The sequence below is a fragment of the Arthrobacter sp. NPDC057009 genome (assembly GCF_042673905.1).
In the GTDB taxonomy this organism is placed as follows: domain Bacteria; phylum Actinomycetota; class Actinomycetes; order Actinomycetales; family Micrococcaceae; genus Arthrobacter.
Genome location: NZ_JBHUSB010000004.1, coordinates 55,784 through 80,889, shown reverse-complemented (window position 1 = coordinate 80,889; position 25,106 = coordinate 55,784). Strand labels below are relative to the sequence as shown.

Annotated in this window: 20 protein-coding genes; 14 read left to right on the top strand and 6 right to left on the bottom strand. The window is 69.1% G+C overall.

The window, feature by feature from the left end:
• The first annotated feature begins 1 nt into the window (after position 1).
• The 3 genes from ACFTR6_RS06035 (at position 2) to ACFTR6_RS06025 (ending at position 4,566) form a co-directional block, all read left to right on the top strand.
• Positions 2-2,224: a molybdopterin oxidoreductase family protein gene (locus ACFTR6_RS06035; RefSeq protein ID WP_377957240.1), complete on the top strand. Its 2,223-nt coding sequence runs from the start codon at positions 2-4 to the stop codon at positions 2,222-2,224.
• The gene (locus tag ACFTR6_RS06030; protein WP_377957239.1) at positions 2,221-3,783 is read left to right on the top strand and encodes an FAD-dependent oxidoreductase; all 1,563 of its coding nucleotides are present in this window, start codon (positions 2,221-2,223) and stop codon (positions 3,781-3,783) included. The genes ACFTR6_RS06035 and ACFTR6_RS06030 overlap by 4 nt, the downstream gene beginning before the upstream one ends.
• Before the next feature lie 93 nt (positions 3,784-3,876).
• Complete coding sequence (locus ACFTR6_RS06025; protein WP_377957238.1) at positions 3,877-4,566, top strand: hypothetical protein; 690 nt, start codon at positions 3,877-3,879, stop codon at positions 4,564-4,566.
• A 35-nt stretch (positions 4,567-4,601) separates the two neighbouring features.
• On the opposite strand, the gene ACFTR6_RS06020 is transcribed toward ACFTR6_RS06025, so the two are convergent.
• The gene (locus ACFTR6_RS06020; protein ID WP_087872710.1) at positions 4,602-4,982 is read right to left on the bottom strand and encodes a hypothetical protein; all 381 of its coding nucleotides are present in this window, start codon (positions 4,980-4,982) and stop codon (positions 4,602-4,604) included.
• A gap of 225 nt (positions 4,983-5,207) precedes the next feature.
• Positions 5,208-6,623, bottom strand: a complete 1,416-nt coding sequence (locus ACFTR6_RS06015; protein WP_076798326.1) for an NAD(P)H-quinone dehydrogenase — start codon at positions 6,621-6,623, stop codon at positions 5,208-5,210.
• Between the two features lie 117 nt (positions 6,624-6,740).
• On the opposite strand from ACFTR6_RS06015, the gene ACFTR6_RS06010 reads away from it, so the two are divergent.
• A complete protein-coding gene (locus ACFTR6_RS06010) occupies positions 6,741-7,559 on the top strand; it encodes a purine-nucleoside phosphorylase (protein ID WP_377957237.1) in 819 nt (272 codons plus the stop codon).
• 45 nt (positions 7,560-7,604) lie between these two features.
• On the opposite strand, the gene ACFTR6_RS06005 is transcribed toward ACFTR6_RS06010, so the two are convergent.
• A complete protein-coding gene (locus tag ACFTR6_RS06005) occupies positions 7,605-8,102 on the bottom strand; it encodes an RrF2 family transcriptional regulator (RefSeq protein ID WP_377957236.1) in 498 nt (165 codons plus the stop codon).
• 169 nt (positions 8,103-8,271) lie between these two features.
• Here ACFTR6_RS06005 and ACFTR6_RS06000 point away from each other — a divergent pair, with 169 nt between their 5' ends.
• Complete coding sequence (locus ACFTR6_RS06000; RefSeq protein WP_377957235.1) at positions 8,272-10,008, top strand: phospho-sugar mutase; 1,737 nt, start codon at positions 8,272-8,274, stop codon at positions 10,006-10,008.
• 9 nt (positions 10,009-10,017) lie between these two features.
• Here ACFTR6_RS06000 and nirD read toward each other — a convergent pair whose 3' ends face one another.
• Positions 10,018-10,380, bottom strand: coding sequence for a nitrite reductase small subunit NirD (gene nirD / locus ACFTR6_RS05995; RefSeq protein ID WP_377957234.1), 363 nt, complete (start codon positions 10,378-10,380; stop codon positions 10,018-10,020).
• Positions 10,381-10,676: 296 nt separating this feature from the next.
• Here nirD and nirB point away from each other — a divergent pair, with 296 nt between their 5' ends.
• The 6 genes from nirB (at position 10,677) to ACFTR6_RS05965 (ending at position 17,787) form a co-directional block, all read left to right on the top strand.
• Entirely contained in the window at positions 10,677-13,340 is a 2,664-nt protein-coding gene (gene nirB / locus ACFTR6_RS05990; RefSeq protein ID WP_377957233.1) for a nitrite reductase large subunit NirB, read from the top strand.
• Positions 13,341-13,342: 2 nt separating this feature from the next.
• Entirely contained in the window at positions 13,343-14,377 is a 1,035-nt protein-coding gene (gene cobA / locus ACFTR6_RS05985; RefSeq protein ID WP_377957232.1) for a uroporphyrinogen-III C-methyltransferase, read from the top strand.
• 11 nt (positions 14,378-14,388) lie between these two features.
• Positions 14,389-15,585 (top strand): uroporphyrinogen-III synthase, encoded by a 1,197-nt coding sequence (locus tag ACFTR6_RS05980; RefSeq protein ID WP_377957231.1) that lies wholly within the window; start codon positions 14,389-14,391, stop codon positions 15,583-15,585.
• 248 nt (positions 15,586-15,833) lie between these two features.
• On the top strand, positions 15,834-16,694 hold the full coding sequence (locus ACFTR6_RS05975) for an FAD-dependent oxidoreductase (RefSeq protein WP_377957230.1): 861 nt from the start codon (positions 15,834-15,836) through the stop codon (positions 16,692-16,694).
• 69 nt (positions 16,695-16,763) lie between these two features.
• Positions 16,764-17,507, top strand: a complete 744-nt coding sequence (deoC, locus tag ACFTR6_RS05970) for a deoxyribose-phosphate aldolase (RefSeq protein ID WP_377957229.1) — start codon at positions 16,764-16,766, stop codon at positions 17,505-17,507.
• A gap of 46 nt (positions 17,508-17,553) precedes the next feature.
• Positions 17,554-17,787, top strand: coding sequence for a hypothetical protein (locus ACFTR6_RS05965; RefSeq protein ID WP_076798333.1), 234 nt, complete (start codon positions 17,554-17,556; stop codon positions 17,785-17,787).
• Positions 17,788-17,851: 64 nt separating this feature from the next.
• Here ACFTR6_RS05965 and ACFTR6_RS05960 read toward each other — a convergent pair whose 3' ends face one another.
• Both ACFTR6_RS05960 and mfd read right to left on the bottom strand, forming a co-directional pair.
• Positions 17,852-18,673 (bottom strand): metal-dependent hydrolase, encoded by an 822-nt coding sequence (locus tag ACFTR6_RS05960; RefSeq protein WP_377957228.1) that lies wholly within the window; start codon positions 18,671-18,673, stop codon positions 17,852-17,854.
• 5 nt (positions 18,674-18,678) lie between these two features.
• Complete coding sequence (gene mfd, locus ACFTR6_RS05955) at positions 18,679-22,434, bottom strand: transcription-repair coupling factor (protein WP_377957227.1); 3,756 nt, start codon at positions 22,432-22,434, stop codon at positions 18,679-18,681.
• Positions 22,435-22,720: 286 nt separating this feature from the next.
• Here mfd and ACFTR6_RS05950 point away from each other — a divergent pair, with 286 nt between their 5' ends.
• Genes ACFTR6_RS05950 through ACFTR6_RS05940 form a run of 3 tightly spaced genes read left to right on the top strand, consistent with a single transcriptional unit; the run spans position 22,721 to position 25,006 of the window.
• Positions 22,721-24,235 carry an SDR family oxidoreductase gene (locus ACFTR6_RS05950; protein ID WP_377957330.1) on the top strand — a complete coding sequence of 505 codons (1,515 nt, stop codon included), beginning with the start codon at positions 22,721-22,723 and terminating at the stop codon, positions 24,233-24,235.
• Positions 24,236-24,282: 47 nt separating this feature from the next.
• Entirely contained in the window at positions 24,283-24,780 is a 498-nt protein-coding gene (locus ACFTR6_RS05945; RefSeq protein ID WP_076798334.1) for a DUF2505 domain-containing protein, read from the top strand.
• Positions 24,781-24,784: 4 nt separating this feature from the next.
• A complete protein-coding gene (locus tag ACFTR6_RS05940) occupies positions 24,785-25,006 on the top strand; it encodes an SCO4848 family membrane protein (RefSeq protein ID WP_377957226.1) in 222 nt (73 codons plus the stop codon).
• Positions 25,007-25,106 lie beyond the last annotated feature (100 nt).

Here is a 25,106-nt window from a genome sequence, read left to right as displayed (position 1 = left end):
CATGACCAAAAGCGCCGACACGCACTGCCCCTACTGCGCCCTGCAGTGCGCCATGACGCTCAAGTCCCCGGCGGCCCAGGCCGCCACGGGCCTGGCCCCGGCTGCACAGCCGGGGTCAGGCCCCGTGCCTGCCCTTGCGGTGCCTGCTCTCGAGGGGCCCGCCCTCGAGGTGAACGGCCGCGACTTCCCCACCAACCGCGGCGGCCTCTGCCGCAAGGGGTGGACCTCGGCCTCGCTCCTGCAGCACCCTGGCCGCGTCACCGAGCCCATGCTCAAAGGGCCCGACGGCGTCTTCCGCCCCATCTCCTGGGATGAGGCCCTGGGCCGCGTCACCGCCGCCGTGAAGGATGCCCGGGCCAGGTACGGCGCGGATTCCGTCGGCGTGTTCGGCGGCGGCGGCCTCACCAATGAAAAGGCGTACCAGCTCGGCAAATTCGCCCGCCTCGCGCTGGGCACCTCGCGGATCGACTACAACGGCCGGTTCTGCATGTCGTCCGCGGCGGCCGCGGGCATGCGGGCCTTCGGCCTGGACCGCGGGCTGCCCTTCCCGCTGGAGGCGCTGGATACGGCCAGCACCATCCTGATGCTCGGCTCCAACGTCGCCGAGACCATGCCGCCCTTCGTCCAGCACCTGCAGGGCGTCCGCGACGCCGGCGGCCTCATCGTGGTGGACCCGCGGCGTTCCGCCACGGCGGGATTTACCTCCGACGGCGGCGGCATCCACCTCCAGCCCCTCCCCGGCACCGACCTCACGCTCCTGCTGGGCCTCTCCCACGTAGTGATCCACGAAGGCCTCCTCGACGCCGAATACATCGAGGCGCGCACCACCGGCTTCGACGCCGTGGTCCGGTCCATCAACGCCTACTGGCCGGAACGGGTCCAGTCCATCACCGGCGTACCCGCCGACCTCATCCGTGAGACAGCCCGCCGGCTGGCCGCCGGCGCGCGCCGGGGCGGCACTTACATCCTGACCGGACGAGGCGTGGAGCAGCACGTGGACGGCACGGACACCGCGACGGCGGCCATCAACCTCAGCCTCCTGCTGGGCCTGCCGGGCAGCGCCCGCAGCGGCTACGGCACGCTCACGGGGCAGGGCAACGGCCAGGGCGGCCGCGAGCACGGCCAGAAGGCCGACCAGCTGCCCGGCTACCGTAAGATCACCGATCCCGCCGCCCGGGCACACATGGCGAAGGTCTGGGGCGTGGATGAGTCCCTCATTCCGGGACCCGGCCTGCCGGCCGTGCAGCTGCTCAAGTCCCTGGGACAGCCCGACGGCGTCCGGTGCCTTTTGGTGCACGCCTCCAATATCGCGGTCGCCTCGCCGGATGCCAACGCCGTCATCCGCGGGCTCCGCAGCCTGGACTTCCTGGTGGTCTGCGACTTCTTCATGTCCGAGACCGCAGCCGAGGCTAACCTCGTCCTGCCGGTGCTGCAGTGGGCCGAAGAGGAAGGCACCCTGACCAATCTGGAAGGCCGCGTGCTCCGCCGCCGGCAGGCGATCCAGCCGCCCGCCGGCGCCCGCAGCGAGCTGTGGATCATGGCCCGGCTCGCCGAGGCCCTCGAGGCGCCGTCCACCTACAGCGACGACCCCGAGACGGTCTTCGAGGAGCTGCGCCAGGCATCAGCGGGAGGCGCGGCTGACTACTCGGGCATCGACTACGCCCTGCTGGACAGCGGCGCAGCCGCGTACTGGCCCTACCCCGCAGGCAGCACCGGAACCCCACGCATGTTCCTGGACGCCTTTGCCCACCCGGACGGCAAGGCCGTCATGACACCGGTGGCGCCGCGCCGCCGTCGTACTCCCACTGCCAATCCAGACCCGGCCGCCAAGCCCATGACCCTGATCACCGGCAGGCTGCTGGAGCACTACCAGTCAGGCGCCCAGACGCGGCGGGTGGCCGAACTCCTGGCGTCGCAGCCCGAAGCCCGGGTGCAGATCCATCCGGCGGCCGCCGCCGCCATGGGGATCACGGAGGGTGCGGAGGTCTCGGTGGCGAATGAGCGCGGTGAGGTGGTCTGCCGTGCCGAGCTCAGCACCGCCATCCGCCAGGAGACCGTTTTCCTGCCGTTCCACTTCCCCGAACTGGAAAGCGCGAACCGGCTAACGGAAGCAGCCACGGATCCCATCTCCGGGATGCCCGAATTCAAGTTCAACAAAGTGTGGGTCCGGCTGGCAGCGGCCACCCCGGCCAGCAGCGTTCTTCAGACAGCGGAGGCCTCATGAGCGAGCAAATTGTAATTGTCGGATTCGGTCCGGTGGCCGCGCGGCTGGTCGATGAGCTGCTGCCGGCACTGCGTGCCGGGCAGGTGGGGCTGACGGTCATCGGGCAGGAAACCGAGGCCGCCTACAACCGCGTGCTGGTGGCCGACCTCGGCGTTGGCCGCACCACGCCCGAGGCGCTGGCCCTCGCCGACGCCGCAGCACTGGTGGCCGACGGCGTAGACGTCCGGCTGGGCGTGAAGGTCCGGCGCGTGGACCGTGCCCGGCAGTCCGTCATCCTCTCCGACGGCACCACCGCGCACTATGACCGGCTGGTCTTCGCCACCGGATCCCGGCCGGTGATCCCCAACCTCACCGGGCTGAACCCGGACCCCGCGGCCCCCGTCCTCCCGCCGGGCGTCACCGCGCTCCGCGACCTCCGCGACGCCGGGGTCCTGCGGACGGCGGTGGAAGGCCGCAAGCGCGTGGTGGTGCTGGGCGGCGGCGTGCTGGGGCTGGAGACCGCCCTCGCGGCCGCAGAGGAAGGCGCCACGGTCACCGTGGTGCACAACGGCCCCCACCCGCTGGGCCGGAACATCGACCGCGGCGGCGGCGCCGTCCTGGCTGCCAGCCTGCGCAGCTGCGGCGTCCGGATGGCTGGAAACGCCCGTTCCACCGGCATTGAACACAACGGCCCCGACGGCGGGTTCTCGGCACTGCTGCTCGACGACGGGTCGGCGATCGACGGCGACCTGCTGGTCCTCTCCTGCGGCGTCCGCCCGCGCATCGAACTCGCCGAAGGCTGCGGACTTTCCACCGGCACGGGCATCCTGGTGGACCACCGGCTGCGTGCCCACCACGAGCCGCACATCTTCGCCATCGGTGACTGCGCCGAGGTCCGCTGCCCGGATCCCGCCTGCATCGAGTGCCGCACGGCGCGGGGACCCTCAGGGCTGGTGGGGCCCGGCTGGCGCCAGGCCGAATGGCTCGCCGAATATCTCCTGCTGCTGTCCGAGGGTGCCGTGGAGGACGCTGAAGCACTGCCCCCGCTCCCCCAGGAGAAGCCGGGCGTGATTGTGCTGAAGGCCCGCGGCATGAACATGGCCGTGGCCGGTGACAACTCCGCGGAACCGTGGGATGAGGAAGTCCTGGCAGCCGGCGCCGTCAACGGCAGGCCGCGGCTGCAGGTGGCCCAGTGGGCGGACCCCGAGCACGGGCGCTACGTGAAGATGACCACCCGCGGCGGCGTGCTGGAGGGCCTGGTCAGCGTGGGCATGCCGCGCACCGCCGGAGAGCTGGTGCAGCTCTTCGAACGCGGCGCTGAACTGCCGGCGGACAGGTCCCTGCTCCTGCGCCTCGACGGACCCGACCAGCTGGCTGCAGCAGGTCCCTCCAACGATCCTGAGAGCACCGTGTGCCGCTGCGCCGGCGTGAGCGGAGGCAAGATCGCCGACGCCGCCGCAGGCGGGTGCTCCACCGTGGCCGAGGTTTCCACCGCCACCCGCGCGGGCACCGGCTGCGGCGGCTGCCACGAGGACATCAAAGGACTGATCGAGAAGCACTTTCAGGGAGCTGCCGCCTGAGGCCGCTGCCGCGTAATCGGACCTTGTACGTGGCCTTGAGCTGCCGCGTCACACAAATCGGGCCTGCTGTGGCTGGCCGGTAGCATCGGGAGCATGAATGCCGACGAAGACGACGACATCACCGAAGAACTGCTGGCCGACGCCGACAAGCTCACCGGGCTGAGCCTTGAACTCCTGGGGCTGGACCCGCACCCGGATGACATGACCGACGAGCAGCGGCTCCAGTTCGATCCCGAGGACCTGGCCGAAATGGCCATCGCCGCAACCGGCGAGCGGGAGCGGTCCGTGCGCCAGACCCGCCTGCTGGCGGGCCTGCTGTGGAACTCGTCCGGCATCCTCATCGACCAGCTGTTCCGCGACCTTGGCACACTGCACGAGCTGGAAACCGTCACGCCCGAGGCCATCGCCGGAACCTCGGTGCTGTCCTCGCTGCCCCCGCAGTTCGCTGCCAGCTATGACGCGAAGTTCACGCAGCGGTTCATTGTGGTGGCATCGGACGTCACCGCGTCCCTGGCCCGCGGCTGGACTGCCCCCGGCTGCCTGGCCGGCGAGCTCGCCGTCCATTGCCTGCTCGACCAGGCCCGGATCACCGAGGACATCTACGAACTGGACCTCCCCGAGGAGTGGCGGGCCATCGTCGAGGAGGTCCTGCTGGAAGACGCCGACTCGGAGACCCTCTACGCGGAGGGTACCGGCGGGGCGGACACCGGAAGGCTCGGCATCAGGCACTGGTTCGAGCCCTTCGCGCCCGGCGACGCCGTCCCCCCGTACGCCTGTTCCTGAACCGCCCGCTGCCTCCGCCGGATATCCGGCGGCCGCTACTTACGCCCGCGTCCGGCTTCGGTGGCCGTGATGTTGAAGGAACCGTCCAGCTTCACTGTCACCCGCGAGCCGTCCGCCGTCGTGATGTGCGCTTCGTACACGGCACCCTCGGCGTCTGTTTCCATCCGGTGGATCGTCGCGCCGGGGTTGGCCGCCAGCACTGCGTTCCTCACCCTGGTGGCGGTGCTGCCCGTCAGCTGCTGCTCGGTGATCCCGTTGGCCGTGTGGCCTCCCTTGGAGGATTCCGTGCCGGACTGGCTGCCGCTACTGCTGGTGGACGAGGCGATAAGGGGATACCCCATGGCGAGGTAGGCGCCGCCGCCCACCAGGGCCGCTATGAGGGCCGTGTTGATTGCGGCTTTCTGGACAGTGATCATGGCATGCTCCTGGCTTCCGCGGTCCGACCGTCCGGAAGAAAATCTCCGCATAGCTGACCGCTGGTGGGTCGGTCTGTCGGAAGCCCGGTGCCGCCAATCCCGGGGATCGACAGTCTGAATTTTACTCAGGCCCGGGGGCGGCGACTAGGAGAAACGTGCCATTCACAGGAAGCGCGGCCCTGGCCTCGACAGGCCAACGCGACCGCACCAACGGCGGGGCGCTGCCTACATGTGGACGTGCAGGCGGCGGGCAGCCTCGGAGATGGAGCCGCTCAGCGAGGGGTACACCGTGAAGGTGCTGGCGACGTCGTCGACGTGCAGTTTCTGCTTCACCGCGATGGAGATGGCGAAGATCAGCTCAGACGCGTTGGCGCCCACCACCACGCCGCCGATCACGGTGCCCGAGCCCTTGCGGGCGAAGATCTTGACGAAGCCGTCCTTGACGTTGCGCATCTTGGCACGGGCGTTGCTCTGCAGGGAGAGCTTGATGACGTCGCCCTGGTACTTGCCGGACTCGATCTCCGCCTCGGACACACCCACCGACGCGATTTCCGGCGAGGTGAAGATGTTGGAGGCCACCTGGTGCAGCTTGATGGGGGTCACCTGGTCGCCCAGGAAGTGCGCGATGGCGATGCGGCCCTGCATGGCGGCGACGGAGGCGAGCGCCAGGACGCCGGTGCAGTCGCCCGCAGCGTAGATGTTCGGGGCGGTGGTGCGGGAGACGCCGTCCACCTTGATGTGGCCGCTTTCGGTCAGCGCCACGCCGGCTTCTTCCAGGCCGATGCCGGCGGTGTTGGGAATGGAGCCCACGCACACCAGGCAGTGGCTGCCCGTGACCTTGGAGCCGTCACCGAGGGTGACCACCACGCCGTCGTCGGTCCGGTCCACCGTCTCGGCCCGCGAACGGGACAGCACCCGCACGCCGCGGCGTTCGAAGACGTCCTCCAGCACCTCGGCTGCATCGGTGTCGGAGCCCGGAAGCACGCGGTCGCGGCTGGAGATCAGGGTGACCTTGGAGCCCAGGCCGTTGTAGGCGGAGGCGAACTCGGCGCCGGTCACGCCGGAACCCACCACGATCAGTTCCTCCGGCAGTTCGTCCAGGTTGTAGATCTGCGCCCAGTTCAGGATCCGTTCGCCGTCCGGCCGCGCCGTGGGCAGCTCCCGCGGGTGCGCGCCGACGGTCAGCAGGATGGCGTCAGCCTCGACAGTTTCGGTTCCGTCCGCGGTCAGGACCTCGATAGTGTGGTTGTCCACCAGCTTCCCGGAGCCGTTCAGGATCCGGACGTTCTGGTGCTCCAGGCCGGTCTGGATGTCGCGGGACTGCTGGCGGGCGAGGCCGAGCAGGCGGTCGTTGATGTGCTTGAGGTCGGCGCGCATGACCGGAACGAAGTCCCCGCCGTCGACGTCGAACTTGACTCCCAGCTCCCCGGCGCCGCTGACGCGGGTCATCAGGTCCGACGTCGCGATCAGCGTTTTGGATGGTACGACGTCGGTCAGCACCGCTGAGCCGCCGAGGCCGGCCCGCTCGATGATGGTGACAATGGCCCCCAGCGAGGCGGCCACCATGGCGGCTTCGTAGCCACCCGGACCTCCGCCGAGAATTGCGATTCGGGGGGCGCTGAAATCAGGATGCATAGTCACAGTGAGTCATTCTCCTGCATCCGGCGCCGGACCACCAACCTTCGGGGCCCGGCCCGGCGGCCTTCCGGGGCGCGTTTCCCGTGCCGGCACGGGCCCGGGCACGGTAGCTTGGACCGGGTGAGCACAACAGAATTCCTGAACACGGACCCCTTCGAGGCGGCACGCGCAGCCGCGGACTACATCGCGTCTGAGACCGGCGTCGCAGCGCACGACACGGCCCTGGTCCTGGGCTCCGGCTGGGCCGAGGCCGCCGACCTTATCGGCGAGACCACGGCGACACTGGCAGCCTCGGAGGTCCCCGGCTTCTCCGCCCCGGCAGTGGCGGGGCACGTGGGAACGATCCGCTCAGTGCTGACGCGGGAAGGCAAACGCGCCCTGGTCCTCGGCGCCCGCACCCACTACTACGAAGGCAAGGGCGTCCGGGCCGTCGTGCACGGTGTGCGCACCGCAGCTGCCGCCGGCTGCAAAACCCTCGTGGTCACCAACGGCTGCGGCGGGCTCAACGCTGACTGGGCACCCGGCACCCCGGTGCTCATCAAAGATCACATCAACCTCACCGCGGCCTCACCGCTGGAAGGCGCCACCTTCGTCGACCTGACTGACCTGTACTCGCCGCGGATCCGGGACCTGGCCCGCGACGTCGACCCCTCCCTTGAAGAGGGCGTCTACGCCCAGTTTCCCGGCCCGCACTACGAGACGCCGGCCGAGGTGCAGTACGCCAAGCGGATCGGCGCTGACCTGGTAGGCATGTCGACGGCGCTGGAGGCCATCGCCGCCCGGCACGCCGGCATGGAGGTCTTTGGCATCTCACTGGTCACCAACCTCGCCGCGGGCATCAGCCCCACGCCGCTCAGCCATGAGGAAGTGCTTGAAGCCGGACACGCAGCCGGGCCGCGCATCTCCAAGCTCCTGGCGGAAATCATCGGCCGGCTCTAACCGAGCGCGGGGTCTTCGCGCCCTTGGCAGGCTTCGGAGCGGGCGCTAAATGACCCCTCGCTTGTCGTCTGCGAGGAGTTGGGAGAGTGAGCTGGCCCGCGCGTCGGGGAAGCGCCGCTCAAGCGACTGGGCAATCCCTGCCACGGTCTGCCGCGCGAGCTCGGTCCGCCAGGCCAGCTCCGCCTGGCGCATGGACTGCGAAATGATGCAGCTCCGGAGGTAGTCCTCATCGGCGCTACCGCCGGGGCAGCTCCCCAGGATGCCGTCGCAGCGGAACGCCAGCTCCCGGCCTTCGATGGCCAGCACCACGTCCAGCACGGAGATCCTGTCCGGCCGGCGCGCCAGCTGGAACCCTCCCCTGGGGCCGGACACCGACTGCAGGACGCCCGCGCGCACCAGGCACTGCAGTTGTTTGTTGAGGTAGGCCGGCGGCAGCCCATAGAGCTCGGCCAGCCTGCCGCTGCTGATGGGTTCCCCGGCGGGCACCCACGCCAGGTTCACGCAGCAGTGAAGGGCCCACTCCACCCCCTGGTTCAATTTCACCTCCCAGACGCTACGTGTCCCGAATTTCCGTGTCCAGATTTTCTGCTGGTCCGGGTCACTCCGGGTCGCTCCGGCGGCGGCGCAGGCGGCGGTGAACAGGTGAGGTTGTGACCGGGCCACAGCCCCGTCCGGCACCGCTCCCCCGCACTTTGACGATAGTTTGGTTTCCATGACGTCTTCCGAAGCCGATCTGCAGTTGCTCAACGATGCCCGCGCCTGGGCCGCCCAGGACCCGGATCCCCGGACGGCGGCAACGCTGACCGAACTCGTGAAGCTCACCGAGGCAGGCACGCCCGCCGCCCGGCAGGACCTTGAAGACAGCTTCCGGGGAACGCTGCAGTTCGGCACGGCCGGCCTGCGCGCCGCCTTGGGACCGGGCCCCAACCGGATGAACCGCGTCGTGGTCCGCCGCGCAGCGGCGGGCTTCGCAAATTTCCTGGTCCGGACGGTGGCGGAGGCTGCACCGGGAACCCGACCGCGCGCCGTCGTCGGCTATGACGCCCGCTACAACTCGGACATCTTCGCGGCGGAAACCGCCGCGGTCTTCACCGCCGTGGGGATCGAGACGTTCCTGATGCCGGCCGCCCTGCCGACGCCCGTGCTGGCGTATGCGGTCCGGGCGCTGGAGTGCGACGGCGGGGTGATGGTCACGGCCAGCCACAACCCTCCGCAGGACAACGGGTACAAGGTGTACCTGGGCCGGCACGCGGTGGAGGAAAGCGGCCGGGGCGCACAGATCGTGGCACCGTACGACACCCTGATCGCCACTGAGATCGGCAACGTGGGCGACGTTGCCTCGATCCCCCTGGCCCGGGACGGCTGGACGACGCTGGACGCCACGATCACCAGTGACTACGAGGCGGCCACGGCCGGGCTGGCCGACCGGACGCTCTTCCCGGCCCGGGACCTGAAGATCGTCCTGACGCCCCTGCACGGCGTCGGCGGAGCCACAGCTGTCTCCGTGCTCCGGGCAGCCGGGTTCGACGACGTGACACTGGTCAGCGAGCAGGCGGAGCCGGACCCTGACTTCCCCACCGTCAGTTTTCCCAACCCCGAGGAACCCGGCGCCCTCGACCTGGCGCTTCAGGCGGCGGCACAGGCGGACGCGGATATTGTCCTGGCGAACGACCCGGACGCCGACCGTGCCGCGGTGGCGGCGAAGGACCCCGACACGGGTGCATGGCGGATGCTCCGGGGTGACGAGGTGGGCGCCCTGCTGGGAGCGCACGTGGTGGCGCGCCTGGCGGCCTCCGGAACGGAAGCGGAGGGCGTATTCGCCAGTTCGGTTGTTTCGTCTCGGCTGCTTTCGCGCATCGCTACGGCAGCCGGGTATGCGCATCAGGAAACCCTGACCGGGTTCAAGTGGATCGCCCGGGTGCCGGGCCTCGTCTACGGCTATGAGGAGGCGCTGGGCTACTGTGTTGCGCCGGACCTGGTCCGCGACAAGGACGGCTTGTCTGCTGCCGTGCTCATTGCGGAACTGGCGGCCGCAGCCAAGGCCGCAGGCAAGACGATCTTCGACACCCTCGACGAGCTGTACCTGGTGCACGGGCTGCACGCGAGCGACCAGCTGAGCATCCGCGTCGGGGACCTGGGCCTGCTGGATGCCATGATGAACCGGCTGCGCGTAAACCCGCCCGAATCGTTCGGCGGCTCGGCCGTCGAGTCATTCGTGGATCTGGCCGAAGGCAGCGAACAGCTGCCCCCGACCGACGGGCTGCTCTACGTGACCCGCGACCTCAGCCGGGTGATCATCCGGCCGAGCGGCACGGAGCCCAAACTCAAGTGCTACCTGGAGGTCATCCGTAACGTCGGGTCCGCCGCGGAACTGCCGGAAGCCCGGCTGGCGGCCAGAGCCGCGCTGGACCAGGTGCTTACGGACGTCCGCGAGGCCCTCGGGCTGTAGGCGGAGCCCTTAGAGCTCAACCTCGATGACGCCGTCGATGATGCGCGTGTTGAACGTGGCCAGGCGCAGCTCCGCGTTGCCGAAGCACTCGCCCGTCTCGAGGTCGTAGACCTCCTTGTGCAGCGGTGACGCGATCGTGGGGCGTGTGCCGCGTGAGCCGAGGATGCCGCGTGCCATGACGAACGCGCCGGTGGCCGGGTCCTCCTGGGCCACGGCGAAAACCTCACCGGGGGCCGTGCGGAACAGGGCCACCTGCCGGCCGGCTATGAGTGCAGCTTCGCCCCAGGCCAGTTCCAGGTCCTCCACCGCGCAAACGCGGTGCCAGCCTGCAAACCCGGTGGCGAGATCCTCAAGTTCCAGTGTTGCCGTCATGTCCGGCTCCTCTCCCTTTTGCGTGCTTTCCGGCGGCGGGCCGGTCCTGCCAGGCGTGTGATGACGCCTGCACTTGCCGCCGCTGCGGCCGTATACCCAAGCTAGGGCGGAGGTGTTTCGACGGGGTGCAGTCAATGTGTCGGGTACGTAAAAGACACCTCACAGGGCCCGAAACAATCCCGTGATGCAGAAGTTAAGATCACGAAACAAACGGGAAACTGAAGCGAAACTGCCCCTCCCTAGGCTGGATGCACAAGCTGCAGAGCACCGTCTGCGGCCCGTGCGAAAGGCCCACAGTGACCGAACAGACTTCAACCCCAGAGACTCCGCGCCGCATCGTCGTCGCCGGCGGCGGCCCCGCGGCCCACCGTTTTGCAGATGCCATGCATGCCCGCGGCCTCGATGGCTGGCAGGTTACGGTCCTCACCGAGGAAGCACACCTCCCCTACGACCGCGTCGCGCTGAGCAAGGCCCTCACGGACAGCGCGGTTGACCTCACGCTTGGTGCCGCGTCCATGTGGGACCACGAGTCGCTGAACCTGCAGACCGGCGAGCGCGTGGTGAAGATCGACACCTCGGCCAAGTCCGTTGAAACCGCTGCCGGGAACACCTATGAATACGACGAACTGGTGGTTGCCACCGGTTCGGACGCCGCCAGGCTCCCGCTTCCCGGCGCTGAGCGGGTGCACGTCTACCGCACCCTCGAAGACGTCTGGGCCATCAACAAGTCCATCGCCGAACTCACCGAAAAGCTCGGCCGCAAGATCAACGCCGTCACCATCGGCGGCGGCCTCCTGGGCCTTGAGTCCGCCGCCGGCACCGAACAGCTCGGCGCCACCCCGGTGGTCATCAACGGCGCCCCCTGGCTCATGAACACCCAGCTCGACGAAGGCGCCGGGCAGGCACTGGGCCGCCTGATCGAGGCAAAGGGCTTCCAAGTCCACGGCGGCGTGTTCCCGAGCGAAATCCTCGCGGACGACGACGGCCAGGTCACCGGTGTGCTGATGGCCGACGGCCGCACCATCCCGGCCGACATCGTCATCGTCGCCATCGGCGTCAGGCCCCGCGACGAACTCTTCCGCGCCGCCGAAGGTGAGGAGGCCCTGTTCGACCTCGGCCCCCGCGGCGGTGTGGTGATCAACGACTACTGCGCCACCCAGGTGCCCGGCGTCTGGGCCATCGGCGAGGTCGCCAACTTCGGCGGCATGTGCCTGGGCCTGGTGGCCCCGGCCAACACCATGGCCGAGATTGTGGCGGACCGGCTGCACGGCGGCGAGGCCACCTTCCCCGGCTTCGACACGGCCACCAAGCTGAAGCTTTCCGGCGTGGATGTGGCCAGCTTCGGTGACGCCTTCGCCAAGACCGAGCACGCCCTCGAAATCGTCTACGCGGACCCCGCCCGCGGCGTCTACCAGAAGATCGTCACCACCGACGACGCCAAGACCCTGCTCGGCGGCATCTTCGTCGGCGACGCGGCCCCCTACACCAGCCTCCGGCCGCTCCTGGGCCGCGAGCTTCCGGCAGAACCGGGCGCCTACCTGACAGCCGCAGGCGGCGGCGACGCCCCCGAGACCGAACTGCCGGATGACGCCACCCTGTGCTCCTGCAACAACGTGACCGCCGGAAGCATCCGCGACGCCATCAACGGCTGCGGCGCCTGCGACGGCAACGCCCCCGTCCAGGAACTCGGCGAACTCAAGGGCTGCACCCGCGCCGGAACCCAGTGCGGTTCCTGCGTTCCGATGCTCAAGAAACTGCTGGAAACCGAGCTGACCAAGTCCGGCGTCGAGGTTTCGAAGGCCCTGTGCGAGCACATCGAGCTGTCCCGCCAGGAGTTGTTCGACGCCATCCGCGTCCTGGAGCTGACCTCCTTCGAGGAGATCATGGCCAAGTACGGCACCGGCGCGGGCTGCGACATCTGCAAGCCGACCATCGCCAACATCCTGGCCAGCCAGAACAGCAACTACGTCCTGGACGCCGGCCGCGGCACCCTGCAGGACACCAACGACCGGGCGCTGGCCAACATGCAGAAGGACGGCACCTACTCGGTGGTCCCGCGCATCGCCGGCGGCGAGATCACGCCGAAGAAGCTGGGCGTCATTGCAGCCGTCGCCGAAAAGTACAACCTGTACACCAAGATCACCGGCGGCCAGCGCATCGACATGTTCGGTGCCCGGCTGGAGCAGCTGCCCGAAATTTGGAAGGAGCTGGTGGATGCCGGCTTCGAATCAGGCCAGGCCTACGGCAAGAGCCTGCGCACCGTGAAGTCCTGCGTCGGGTCCACCTGGTGCCGCTTCGGCGTCCAGGACTCGGTGGCCATGGCCATCCAGCTGGAGCTCCGCTACCGCGGCCTCCGCAGCCCGCACAAGCTCAAGATGGGCGTCTCCGGCTGCGCCCGCGAGTGCGCCGAAGCCCGCGGCAAGGACGTCGGCGTGATCGCCACGGCCGACGGCTGGAACCTGTATGTCGGCGGCAACGGCGGCGCCACCCCGGCCCACGCCCAGCTGCTGGCCAAGGACCTCGACGACGAAACCCTGATCAAGTACATCGACCGCTACTTCATGTACTACATCCGCACCGCCGACCGCCTGCAGCGGACCGCGCGCTGGCAGGAGGAGCTCGACGGCGGCATCAAGCACGTCGAAGACGTGGTGGTGCACGACACCCTGGGCATCGCCGAGGACCTCGAGGCCGCCATGGCCAAGCACGTCGACACCTACATCGACGAGTGGGCCGACACCCTGAAGGACCCCGAGCGCCTGCGCCGGTTCCGCTCCTTCGTCAACGCCCCCGACCAGAAGGACGACTCCATCACCTTCGTCCCGGACGAGCGCGGCCAGATGCGGCCCGCAACGGCGGAGGAAAAAGGCAAGGTGCTGATCGGGGCCTCCATCCCCGTGCGGCCCTCCACCCCGGAACTGCCCTCCACGCCGGAACTGCTCCACGAGAACGAGGTATAGGCATGCAGCTCAGCATTGATCTCACCGGCCGCGATGTCCTGGTCACCGGCTCCGACTACGCCGCCCGCCAGGCCGTCCGCCGCTACGAGGCAGCCGGCGCCGTCGTCTACCGCCTCAGCACCCCGCAGGGTGCAGGACACGACGGTCCCCTGCCCGAGCGCCCGTTCCTCGTCGCGGCAGTCGACGACGGCCAGTCCGGCTGGGAGCCGCTGCTGGACCGCTGCCGCGCCGCCGGCATTCCGGTGGCCGCCGAACCGGCCGCCGGCCGGGCCGGCCACGTCACCCTGGTCGGCGGCGGCCCGGGCACCGGCGAACTGCTGACCGTGGCGGCGGTCAAGGCGCTGCGGGATGCCGACGTCGTGTTCTACGACCGGCTGGCCCCGTACCAGGAGCTGGCGTCCCTCACCTCCGCCGATCTCGTCGACGTCGGAAAGCGCCCCGGACACCACAAGGTGAGCCAGGCCGACATCGAGAAGCTCATGGTCGCCTCGGCCCTGGAAGGCAACAACGTGGTCCGGCTCAAGGGCGGCGACCCGTACGTCTTTGGCCGCGGCGGTGAGGAAGTTGCCTCCTGCGTCGCCGCCGGTGTTCCCGTCCGCGTCATCTCCGGCGTCACCAGCGCGATTTCCGTGCCGGCCGCCGCCGGCATCCCCGTCACGCACCGCGAAGTCAGCCACATGTTCACGGTCGTGTCCGGGCATGCACCGCTCACGGAGAAGGAGCTGACGCACCTGGCCGGCCTTGGCGGCACCATCGTGGTGCTGATGGGCATCGGCACGCTCCACCACCTCGCGGCGGGCCTCCGCCGGGCCGGGATGCGCAACGACATGCCCATGGCCGTGGTGGAGCGCGGCTACCGGCCGGGCCAGAAAACCACCATCGCGGAACTGGGCACCATCGCCACGGCGGCCGCCGGCTGCAGCAACCCCGCCGTCCTGGTGATCGGCGAGGTGGTGCGGGTGGCTGAGGCCAACCGCGGGCATGCCGAGGCCGCGGCGGAGCTGGACCGTCTGGCGGCCTCGCTGCTGGGTTCGTGATAATGAACGCAATGAATGCACTAGCTCCCAGAGAAACAACACCCGCCGAAACAGCACCCGCTGAAGCGGCGGGCACTCAAGCGGCAGGCACCGAAAGCGCTCCGGAATCCGCCGCCGAGGCCCCGCTGGAGGGCTTCCGGATCGGCGTGACATCCCACCGCCGTTCACGCGACCTCATTGACGCCCTGGAACGCCGCGGCGCAGAGGTCCTGCACGCCCCGGCCCTGAAGATCGCCCCCGTAAACGAGGACATCAGCCTCATCGAGGACACCAAGGCGATCATCGCTGCCAAGCCGGACCTCTGCATCGCCACCACCGCCTACGGCATGCGCCGCTGGTGCGAGGCGGCGGACGCCTCGGGAATCGGCGACGAGCTGCTGGAGACCCTCGGCGCGTGCCGGATGTTCGTCCGCGGCCCCAAAGCCCGCGGCGCCGTGCGCGCGGCCGGCCTGGCCGACGTCGGAATCAGCAGCGACGAGACCACGGCGACGCTCGTGGACATGCTTCTGGCCGAGGGCGTGCGCGGCAAGACCGTGGCCGTGCAGCTGCACGGCTACACGGACGTCCGCCAGCTGGAACGCCTCCGGATGTCGGGCGCCACCGTCCTCACCGTCACCCCATACCGCTGGGTCAAGCCCGACGGCGCCGACCGGCTCCCCCGCCTCATCGAGGCTGCCTGCAGCGGCAACCTGGACGTCCTCACCTTCACTAGTGCCCCCGCCGTGGACGCCATGTGGAGCACGGCGCATGAGATGGGACTGTACAAGCAGCTCGTGGAGAGCCTGAAGACCACCGTCACGACCGCCGTCGTGGGTCCCGTCACCGCGCAGCCGCTGCTGGACGCCGGCATCACCCCCCTGGTGCCGGAGCGGTTCCGGATGGGCGCGCTGATCCGGCTGGTGTGCGAGCACCTCGCGCTGAACCATGTGCGCCGCCTGGAAACCCGCTCGGGAACCGTGGAACTGCGGGGCCGTTCACTGCGCATTGACGGCGAGCAGGTGGAGATCGCCCCGGCCCCGCTGCTGTTGCTCCGCGCGCTCCTGGGCGCCGAAGGGGCGGTCCTGTCCCGCGAATCCCTCTCCGAACTCCTGGAACTGCGCGGCTCCGTGCACGCGCTGGACATGACGGTCAGCCGGCTCCGCTCGTCCCTGCCGGACGGCAAGCTCGTGGAAACCGTGGTGAAGCGCGGCTACCGCATCCGCGTCTAGCGGCCGGTGTGATGCCAATAACAACGGGAGTTTTTGTACAGATAATGGCCCCAAAACGTGGTTTAGGGCGCGATGTCTGTACAAAAACTCCCTTTTGTTACCGGGTGGTAAAAAGCAGCGAACGGGCAGGGACAATTCCGCAACGGCAGGGAAACACCCCCGAAAAACGCTCCCCCTAGGCTGGGTCCCATCAGCACAACAGGGCCCGAGACCGGCCCGCCTGGTGCAGCATTCGAAAGGGCCCGCACATGTCCGCTCCGGCACAGTTTCCGTCCACCGCCACCGGCTCCGCCAAAATCTTGATCGCCGGTGCAGGCCCCGCCGCCCGGGCCCTCGTGGCCCAGCTGGCCGCGGCCCGCTTCGCCGGCACCGTCACCGTCCTGAGCAGCCGCGACGACGCCCCCGAGGAGCTGCTGGAACTGGCCGCCCTGCCGTTCGTCTCCGTCCGCTTCGGCCAGCCCGCCAGCCACATCGACGCCGCCGCCAAGGTGGTGACCACTGCCGACGGCATGGAGTTCGGCTACGACGAACTGGTCATCGCCACCGGATCGGCCCCGGCCGACTCCCCTGTGGACGGCTCGGGCCGCTGCCTCAGCTACTCCACCATCGACGACGCCGACACGATCGGCCACGCCGTCCGGGAAGTCACCCGGGTTCTGGGCCGCCGTCCCCTGGGCATCCTGGTGGGCACCGGTCCCGCAGCCGGCCAGGCCGAAGCCGTGCTCCGCGCCCGCGGCGTCCGGCCTGTCCGCACCACCGCCCGGCCCGCCGCCGTCGTGCCCACCCTTGCCGGCTCCGTGCTGCCGGCCGCCGGCGTCATGTTCGAAGACGGCAGCCGGATGAACGGCGACCTCGTGGTCCTCGCCGAGGAGCGCACGCCCCGGGACGGCCTGGCCGCCGCTGCCGGCGTCAAGACGGCGGCGTCCGGGGGGATCGTCGTCGGCCGCGACTTCCGCTCATCCGTGCCGGGCATCTGGGCCATCGGGGATGCTGCAGCATTCGACGGCGTGCGGCTGGGCCTGCTGGTGGCGTCAGGTTCCGCTGCCGGCGTCTGCGCCGCCGAGCTCATGGCAGCCCTCTCCGTGGGGCAGCTGGCCACGGCGGCGTAGCGCTCCTGCTGTGGCAGGATGGTTCGGAAGGACGCCGCACCCTGGGCCCGCAGCCTGGAAAGGACCATCATGAGCCACGAAGCAAGCGCCCCGACGGGCACCGCGAGCAGCCCCGCAGGAACCCCCGGCGAACGTGCCGGCGCGCAGGGCATCGCTTCCTTCATTGACCACACGCTGCTGAAGCCGGATGCCAGCGAGACGGAAATCCTCAGGGTCTGTGCCGAGGCCGCAGAATACAAGTTCAAATCGGTGTGCGTGAACCCGGTGTGGGTCAAGACGGTCAAGACAGCCCTGAAGGATACCGGTGTGCTCACATGTTCTGTGGCGGGTTTCCCGCTGGGAGCCACGCCCAGCGACGTGAAGGCGTTCGAAGCGCGCGGGGCGGTGCTGGACGGAGCCGATGAAGTGGACATGGTCATCGACATCGCCGCGGCTCGGGCCTCGGACAAGGGCGCACTGGTGGATGACATCAAGGCCGTGGCGGAGGCAGTGCACGGCGGGGAGGCCATCCTCAAGGTCATCATCGAAACCGCCCTGCTCAGCGATGACCAGAAGGTCCTGGCCTGTGAAGCGGCCGTCGAGGCGGGGGCGGACTTCGTGAAGACCTCCACGGGCTTCAACGGCGGCGGCGCCACGGTGGAGGATGTCGCCCTGATGCGGCGCACCGTGGGTCCGGACCTGGGCGTCAAGGCGTCCGGCGGTGTGCGGTCCCTCGAGGACGCACAGGCTATGATTGCTGCAGGTGCAACACGTATTGGCGCCAGCTCCGGTATTGCAATCGTCAAAGGCGAACAGGGTTCGTCTGCGTACTGACCGGCGGCAGCCACAGTTTGAGCCCCGCGGGGCCGAGGAGGAATGAATGTCCAGCAAGATTGACCAGCACGTAAAGACGCCCCAGAACGAGAACACCCTGGTCGGCAGCATCGTCCTCTTCGTGGTGATCATGGCCCTGTTCCTGGGCTCCATCTACTCGCTGTCCTTCCTGACCCTGGGCAACCCGTGGCCGATGGCTGTGTGCCTTGGCCTCTTCGCCCTCGCATTCTGGATCCCGCAGACCATCACGGGCCGCTCGGACAGCGCCGGCGAATACTAAAGCCCCAGAATTAAAGAGCTGAAGCCCCGGAAATCTCCGGGGCTTCAGCTCTTTAAGTCCAATTTCAGGGAAGTCCCAGCAGGCTGCTGACCAGCCGGCCGGCCAGGGCCAGCGCCGCAGGGAAGTGCGTGCCGGCCAGCGACCAGGCTGCCACGCACATGCCCACCATGGCGTAGCCGCTCACCGGAATCAGCACCAGCCACTCCCGCCGCGATCCGGCCCGACCCAAGAGCGGAATGGAGAAGGCGCCGTTGGGCCGCCAGAAGTTTCTCAGCACCCACAGCCGGCGCATGAACCGGGGTGGTTTGATCACCAGCGGCCAGAGCAGCGGAACGCCCCCGGTGGTCACCATGTCCCCCACAATATGGACCACGACGCCGATCAGCATGGACATCGGCAGCCAGGTCCACTGCTCCGGGGCGAACCAGGTCACCAGGCCCGCCATGGCCAGGGCGAAAACCCAGTTGGTGATCCAGCCGGACCTCGGAAACAGCTTCAGCGCCTTGGCGGCAATGTTGATCATGAACATGCACAGCAGTCCGGCACCGACCGACAGCACGCCCCACGGTGTGTCCACCTGGATCTGAGCGGCAACCGCTGCGAGCAGCACGAACACGGCCGCGCCGAGGACCGAATGCGTCCCCTGCCGGTGGCCACCGCTGGCGTTCTCGATGCCCACGGCGATCACGTTGGACAGGGGCGGCAGCGAGTGCGCCACCGTGCTGGAACGGTGGTCCCAGTCGCAGACGAGGGCGGTGCCCGCCGTCGCCATTCCGCCGATCAGCACGCCGGTGGCGTCCAGCGGGTACCAGCCCAGGGTGTACGGCCCCGTCGAGGCAACAGCCACCCACGCCGCGGCACCTGACGCGGCGTGGTGTCCTCCCATCACGGCTAGCCCTTGGCGGCTTCGGCCGGGACGGGAGCGTCCGAGAAAATGTTGCGGATGACGCCGTCGGCCCATTCCAGGATCTCGGCGTCCTGGAGGTCCCGGCCGCCGATCCGGGCGGTCTTCGGCTTGGGGATGAGGACGGCGTCGAGGGCAGGCTTGACCTGGGCGCCCGGGTACATCCGGTTGAGGCGCATGGTCTTGGATTCGGGCAGCTGCGCCGGTGAGAACCGGATGAAGTTCCCCTGCAGGGCGACGTCGGACAGCCCGGCTTCCCGGGCACCAACCCGGAAGCGGGCGACGGCGACCAGGTTCTGGGCGGGCAGCGGCGGCTCCCCGTAGCGGTCCACGAGTTCGGCGAGGACTTCGTCGATGGCCTCGTTGGTCAGGGCGGACGCCAGCTTCCGGTAGGCCTCCAGCCGCAGCCGCTCCCCCGGCACGTAGTCGTGCGGCAGGTGCGCGTTCACGGGCAGCTCGATCTTCATCTCGGCGGCCTTCTCCTCGGCTTCACCGCGATATTCCGCCACGGCTTCGCCGACCAGCCTGATGTAGAGGTCGAAGCCGACGCCCTGGATATGGCCCGACTGCTCGCCGCCCAGCAGGTTGCCGGCGCCGCGGATTTCCAGGTCCTTCATGGCCAGCTGCATGCCGGCACCGAGTTCGTTGTGCGTGGCCACGGCCTTCAGCCGTTCCAGCGCCACCTCGCCCAGCGGCTTCTCCGAGGGGTAGAGGAAATAGGCGTACGCCCGTTCCCGGCCGCGGCCCACGCGTCCGCGCAGCTGGTGGAGCTGCGACAGTCCGTATTTGTCTGCCCCGTCCACGATCAGGGTGTTGGCATTGGAAATGTCCAGGCCGGTTTCGATGATGGTGGTGCAGACGAGCACGTCGAAGCGCTTCTCCCAGAAGTCAACGATGATCTGCTCCAGCCGGCTTTCGGACATCTTGCCGTGAGCCACCTCCACCCGCGCTTCGGGGACGAGCTCGCGGATCTTGGCGGCGGTCTTTTCGATCGTGGATACGCGGTTGTGGACGAAGAACACCTGTCCTTCCCGCATCAGCTCCCGGCGGATGGCGGCGGAGGTCTGCTTGTCCGTGTACGGCCCCACGTAGGTGAGCACCGGGTGGCGCTCCTCCGGCGGAGTGGCCAGCGTGGACGTTTCGCGGATGCCGGTCAGGGACATCTCGAGCGTGCGCGGGATCGGCGTGGCGCTCATGGCCAGGACGTCCACGTTGGTGCGCATCTTCTTCAGCGCTTCCTTGTGCTCGACGCCGAAGCGCTGCTCCTCATCCACGATCACGAGGCCGAGGTCCTTGAACTCGAAGTCCTTGGACAGCAACCGGTGGGTGCCGATCACCACGTCCACGGACCCGTTCTTTACGCCCTCGGCCGTTTCCTTTGCTTCCTTGGACGCCTGGAACCGGGACAGCGGCCTGACCCGGAGCGGGAAGCCGGAGAACCGTTCGGTGAACGTCTCGTAGTGCTGCTGCGCGAGCAGCGTGGTGGGCACCAGCACGGCCACCTGCTTGCCGTCCTGCACGGCCTTGAAGGCGGCGCGGACGGCGATCTCGGTCTTGCCGTAGCCGACGTCGCCGGAGACCAGCCGGTCCATGGGGATCTCGCGCTCCATGTCGGCCTTGACCTCGTTGATGGTGGTCAGCTGGTCCGGGGTCTCCACGTACGGGAAGGCTTCCTCCAGTTCGCGCTGCCAGGGCGTGTCCGGCGCGAAGGCGTGGCCGCGCGAGGCCATCCGGGCCGAGTAGAGCCGGATGAGCTCGCCGGCGATCTCCTTGACCGCCCGGCGTGCCTTGGACTTGGTGCTGGCCCAGTCCGCGCCGCCCATCTTGCTGAGGACGGGGGTGTCGCCGCCGACGTAGCGCGTCACCTGGTCCAGCTGGTCGGTCGGCACAAACAGCCGGTCCCCGGGCGCCCCGCGCTTGGACGGCGCATACTCCAGCACGAGGTACTCGCGCACCCCGTCGCTGCCGCCTGCCACCTTGCGCTGCAGCAGTTCGACGAAACGGCCGATGCCGTGCTGTTCGTGCACCACATGGTCCCCGGCCACCAGCTGGAGGGGGTCCACGGCGTTCCGACGCTTGGACGGCATGCGGCGCATGTCCTTCGTGGAGCCGGCGGAGGTGCGGCCCAGCAGGTCGGCCTCGGTCAGGAGGCCGAGTTTCAGCCCGTCCAGGACAAAACCGCGTCCGACGGCGGCGGTGGTCACCTCGATGATCCCCGCCTGGGGTTCGTGGTCCAGTGTGTCCACCCGGGAACAGGGAATGTCGGCGTCGTGGAACAGTTCGGCCAGGCGCTGGGCGGGGCCGGGGCCTTCGGTGGCCACCACGATCCGCCACTGGTCCCGCACGTGGGAGCCGATGAAGTCCATCATTTCGGCCACGTCGCCCTGGTAGCCGCGCGGTTCACGGGCGTGGAGGTTGAGCACGTCGATGTCCGGGGTCAGTTCCTCGTCGGTGGCCAGCGACGTGATGGACCACCACGACACCTCGTTCCCGAGCGCCGCCGTGCGGGTCTCGGCAAGCGACCGGAAGCTGGCGGAATGCAGGGCCGCCGAGGCCTGGGAACTGAGATCCAGCGGCGCCGTTCCGCCGTCCGACGCTGTGGACCACGCCGCCTCCAGGAACTCCTCATTCGTGGCCGCGAGGTCGTGCGCGCGGGTGCGGACCTTCTCCGGCTCGATGACCACCGAAATCGAACCGGCGGGCAGTTGCTCCATGAACGGGACCATGGCGTCCACGAGGACCGGAGCCAGGGATTCCATGCCTTCCACGGCAATGCCGCCGGCGATCTTTTCCAGCATGTCGGCGGCGGCGGGCAGCTGGGACTTCAATGTCGCAGCCCGGGACATGACCGACGGCGTGATGAGGATTTCGCGGCATGGCGGGGCATGGAGCTCTGTGGGGTGGTGCACGCCCGGGGCGGACAGCGAGCGCTGGTCGGCGACGGCGAACCAGCGCATCTGGTCCACCTCGTCACCGAAGAACTCCACCCGGATGGGGTGGTCCTCGGTGGGCGGAAAGACGTCGAGCATGCCGCCACGGACGGCGAACTCACCGCGGCGGGTCACCATGTCGACGCGGGAGTAGGCGGCGGCGGCCAGGTTCTTGATCACGTCAGTGAACGGCACCTCCTGGCCGATCCTCAGCGTCACCGGAACCAGGTCCCCCAGGCCTGCGACAATCGGCTGAAGCACAGCGCGCACGGGAGCCACGACGACGCGGAGGGGTCCCGCCGTCGGGCTTTCTGCATTGTCCGGGCGGGCAGAGTCTTCCGGGTGGGCAAGCCGCCGCAGGACCGACAGGCGGCGGCCCACCGTGTCAGAGCGCGGGGACAGCCGCTCGTGCGGGAGCGTTTCCCAGCTGGGGAACTCTGCGACGGCGCCGGCCGGCAGGTAGGCGCGCAGCGCGGCGGCAAGATCCTCGGCCTCGCGGCCCGTGGCGGTGACGGCCAGGACCACGCCCGGCGCGGTGTGGTCAGCGGCATCTTTTTCACCAGCAGTGGCGCCGTCTCCCGCGGCGTTCCGGAGCCCGTCAGCCATCTCCGCCAGGAGCACGGGCCGCAGGCCTGCCGGGGCGCTGATCTGGTAGTCCTCACTGCGGACGCTGAAGCTGCGCGCCGACTCCGCCTGTACCCGGGCGAACGTCCTGTCCGCATGAAGGACGCGGCGCAGGCCGTCGAGGGGCAGGGCAGTGGAGGACTGGCCGTTGGAGGGCTGGCCTTTGGGGCTCTGGCCTTTGGGGCTCATGGGCAGGATCTCCTGGAATCTCATTCGGACGCAGGCAACACGAAAACCCGGGATTCGAAGCGAATGCCGGGGCTTCCAGCCTACCCCTGCGGGCACAGCGGCGGCATCCGGGGTCCGAATGCCGCGTTGCTAAGCTTGCCGAGCAGGTGAAGTCTGATCTCTACCCCAGCCATGCCGCCGCCCCAAGGAGACTCCCGTGAGCGACCAGACCGGAAACGACAGCAGCGGAAACCCCGGCAGCACGAACAGCACAGCCGGACCCGGCGGCGCCGCCGACACCCGTACTGTGCTTGTCACGGGAGCCACCGGATACATCGGCGGCCGGCTCGTCCCCCGGCTGCTGGACGCCGGCCACCGGGTCAAGGTGCTGGTCCGGTCGCCGGAGAAAATAGCCGGCGTGCCGTGGTTCGACGATGTGGAGGTGGTCCGCAGCAGCCTCGACGACTCCGCTGCCCTGCAGGATGCCCTGCGTGGCGTGGATGTCCTCTACTACCTGGTCCATTCCATGGCAGCCGGCTCCGGTTTCGAGGCCAAGGAAAAGGCCATGGCCCAGCTCGTGGCCGGTGCCGCCGCGGCCGCCTCCGTCCGGCGGATCGTCTACCTGGGCGGCCTGCACCCGCGCACCACCGCGCTTTCCACGCACATGCGCTCCCGCGAGGCGGTGGGCGAGGTCTTCCTCTCCGGCCCGGTGGACGCCATCGTATTCCAGGCCGGGGTGGTTATCGGCTCCGGCTCGGCGTCGTTCGAGATGATCCGCCACCTCGCCGAAACGCTGCCCCTCATGCCGGCGCCCAGCTGGGTCCGCAACCGGATCGAAGCCATCGCCGTCCGGGACGTGCTCTACTACCTCGTCCGGGCCGCTTCGCTGCCGGAACCCCTGAACCGGACCTTCGACATCGGATCCCGGGACGTCCTGACCTATGCCGGCATGATGCAGGAGTACGCGGCCGAGGCCGGGCTGCCGCCGCGCCCGGTCCTGGCGCTGCCGGTGCCGGCGCCCCGGCTGGCGGGGCTGTGGGTTGCCCTGGTGACCCCGATTCCGCTGTCGATGTCGGTGCCGCTGGTCCAGTCCCTGCAGCATGACGCTGTCTCCGCCGAACACGACATCGACAACTACATCGAACAGCCCGACGGCGGCCTCACCGGCTACCGCAGGGCCGTTGCCCTGGCGCTCGGCAAGGAACGCGACGGGCAGGTGGAAACGACGTGGGCCAACGCGGGCGCCGACGCCGACCCGCTGCCCAGTGACCCCGGCTGGGCCGGCTACAGGGTGTACGTCGACGAGCGGACCTTCGCCAGCGACGTGGACCCGTCCCATGTGTGGACCATCATCGAGGGGATCGGCGGCCGCAACGGCTGGTACTCGCTCCCGCTGGCATGGAGCGTCCGCGGGTGGCTGGACAAGCTCTGGGGCGGGGCCGGGCTGCTCCGCGGCCGCCGGCATCCGCACCACCTGGTGGCCGGCGAGGTGGTGGACTGGTGGCGCGTGGAACGGATCGAGCGCGGCCGCCTGCTCCGGCTGCGGGCGGAGATGCGCGCTCCCGGGCGCGCCTGGCTGGAACTCTGTGTGGAGCCCGACGGCGCCGGAAGCCGTTACCGCCAAAGGGCCATTTTCTTCCCCAAGGGGCTCAGCGGGAGGCTCTACTGGCTGGCGGTCCTTCCTTTCCACAGCGTCATCTTTCCGGCCATGTCGCGCAACATCACGGCGGCAGCCCGGAGGCTCGCCGCCGAGGATCAGAAGGCGGCCGCAGAGCGTGGTGCGGAACGTCCCGGTGCCGGGGAAGCGCGGCCAACCCCGTAGGATGTGGTGAGCAAAAAGCGTTCTGACCCCACAACGACGGAGGATCAATGGCACTGAGTGCATCCACCACCCTTCCCCACGGCGTCGACAGCGTCACCGCAGTCTTCGCGAACGAAGACTTCCAGCGTCACACCAGCGAATACGTCGGCGGCAGCCTCGAGTCCTTCACCGTGGCTGGCGACATTGCCGGGGAATTCAGCACCACGTCGGTGCGCACCCTGCCCACCACGCGCCTGCCGGAAATCGCCCGCAAGTTCGTCGGCGAAAGCCTGAAGGTGACCCAGGTGGAAAGCTGGGAAGCCCCGGCAGCCGACGGCTCACGCCAGAGCACCATCTCGCTGAAGATCGCCGGCGCACCGATTGACGTGACCGCGGTCCAGCGCCTCGTCGCCGACGGCGGCAGCACGCGCGTTGAACTGGAAGGAAACGTCACCTCTTCCGTGCCGTTCCTGGGCGGCAAGATCGCCGACGCCGCCGAGCCCATGGTGGGCAAGGCACTGAACATCCAGTCGCAGCAGGCCCAGGCCTGGCTCGAAAGCCACTAGCCCTGTGGACGTCCCTGCCTTCCTCGCCCTGGTCCTGATCGTTTCGGGCGTGTGGTCCCTGGTGGTGTGGCCGCAGTTCCTGCGCCGCGTCATGAAGGACCCGCGGGCACGGGACGCCGCCGGCAAGGCCACGAAGTTCCTCACGGTCCACGTGGTCCTGGTGACCATTTCCATGGTGCTGGGAGCCGCAACGGCCGCGATCGGAATCGCGGCACTCGTCAGCTGACTGGTGCCCCGCTGGCCAGGGGGGGGGGGAAACCCGGTTGGGACCCCCCCCCCGCGGCCCCCAAGCCCAGGGGTTTGGATGGTAAAAAAAGGTGGGCCGG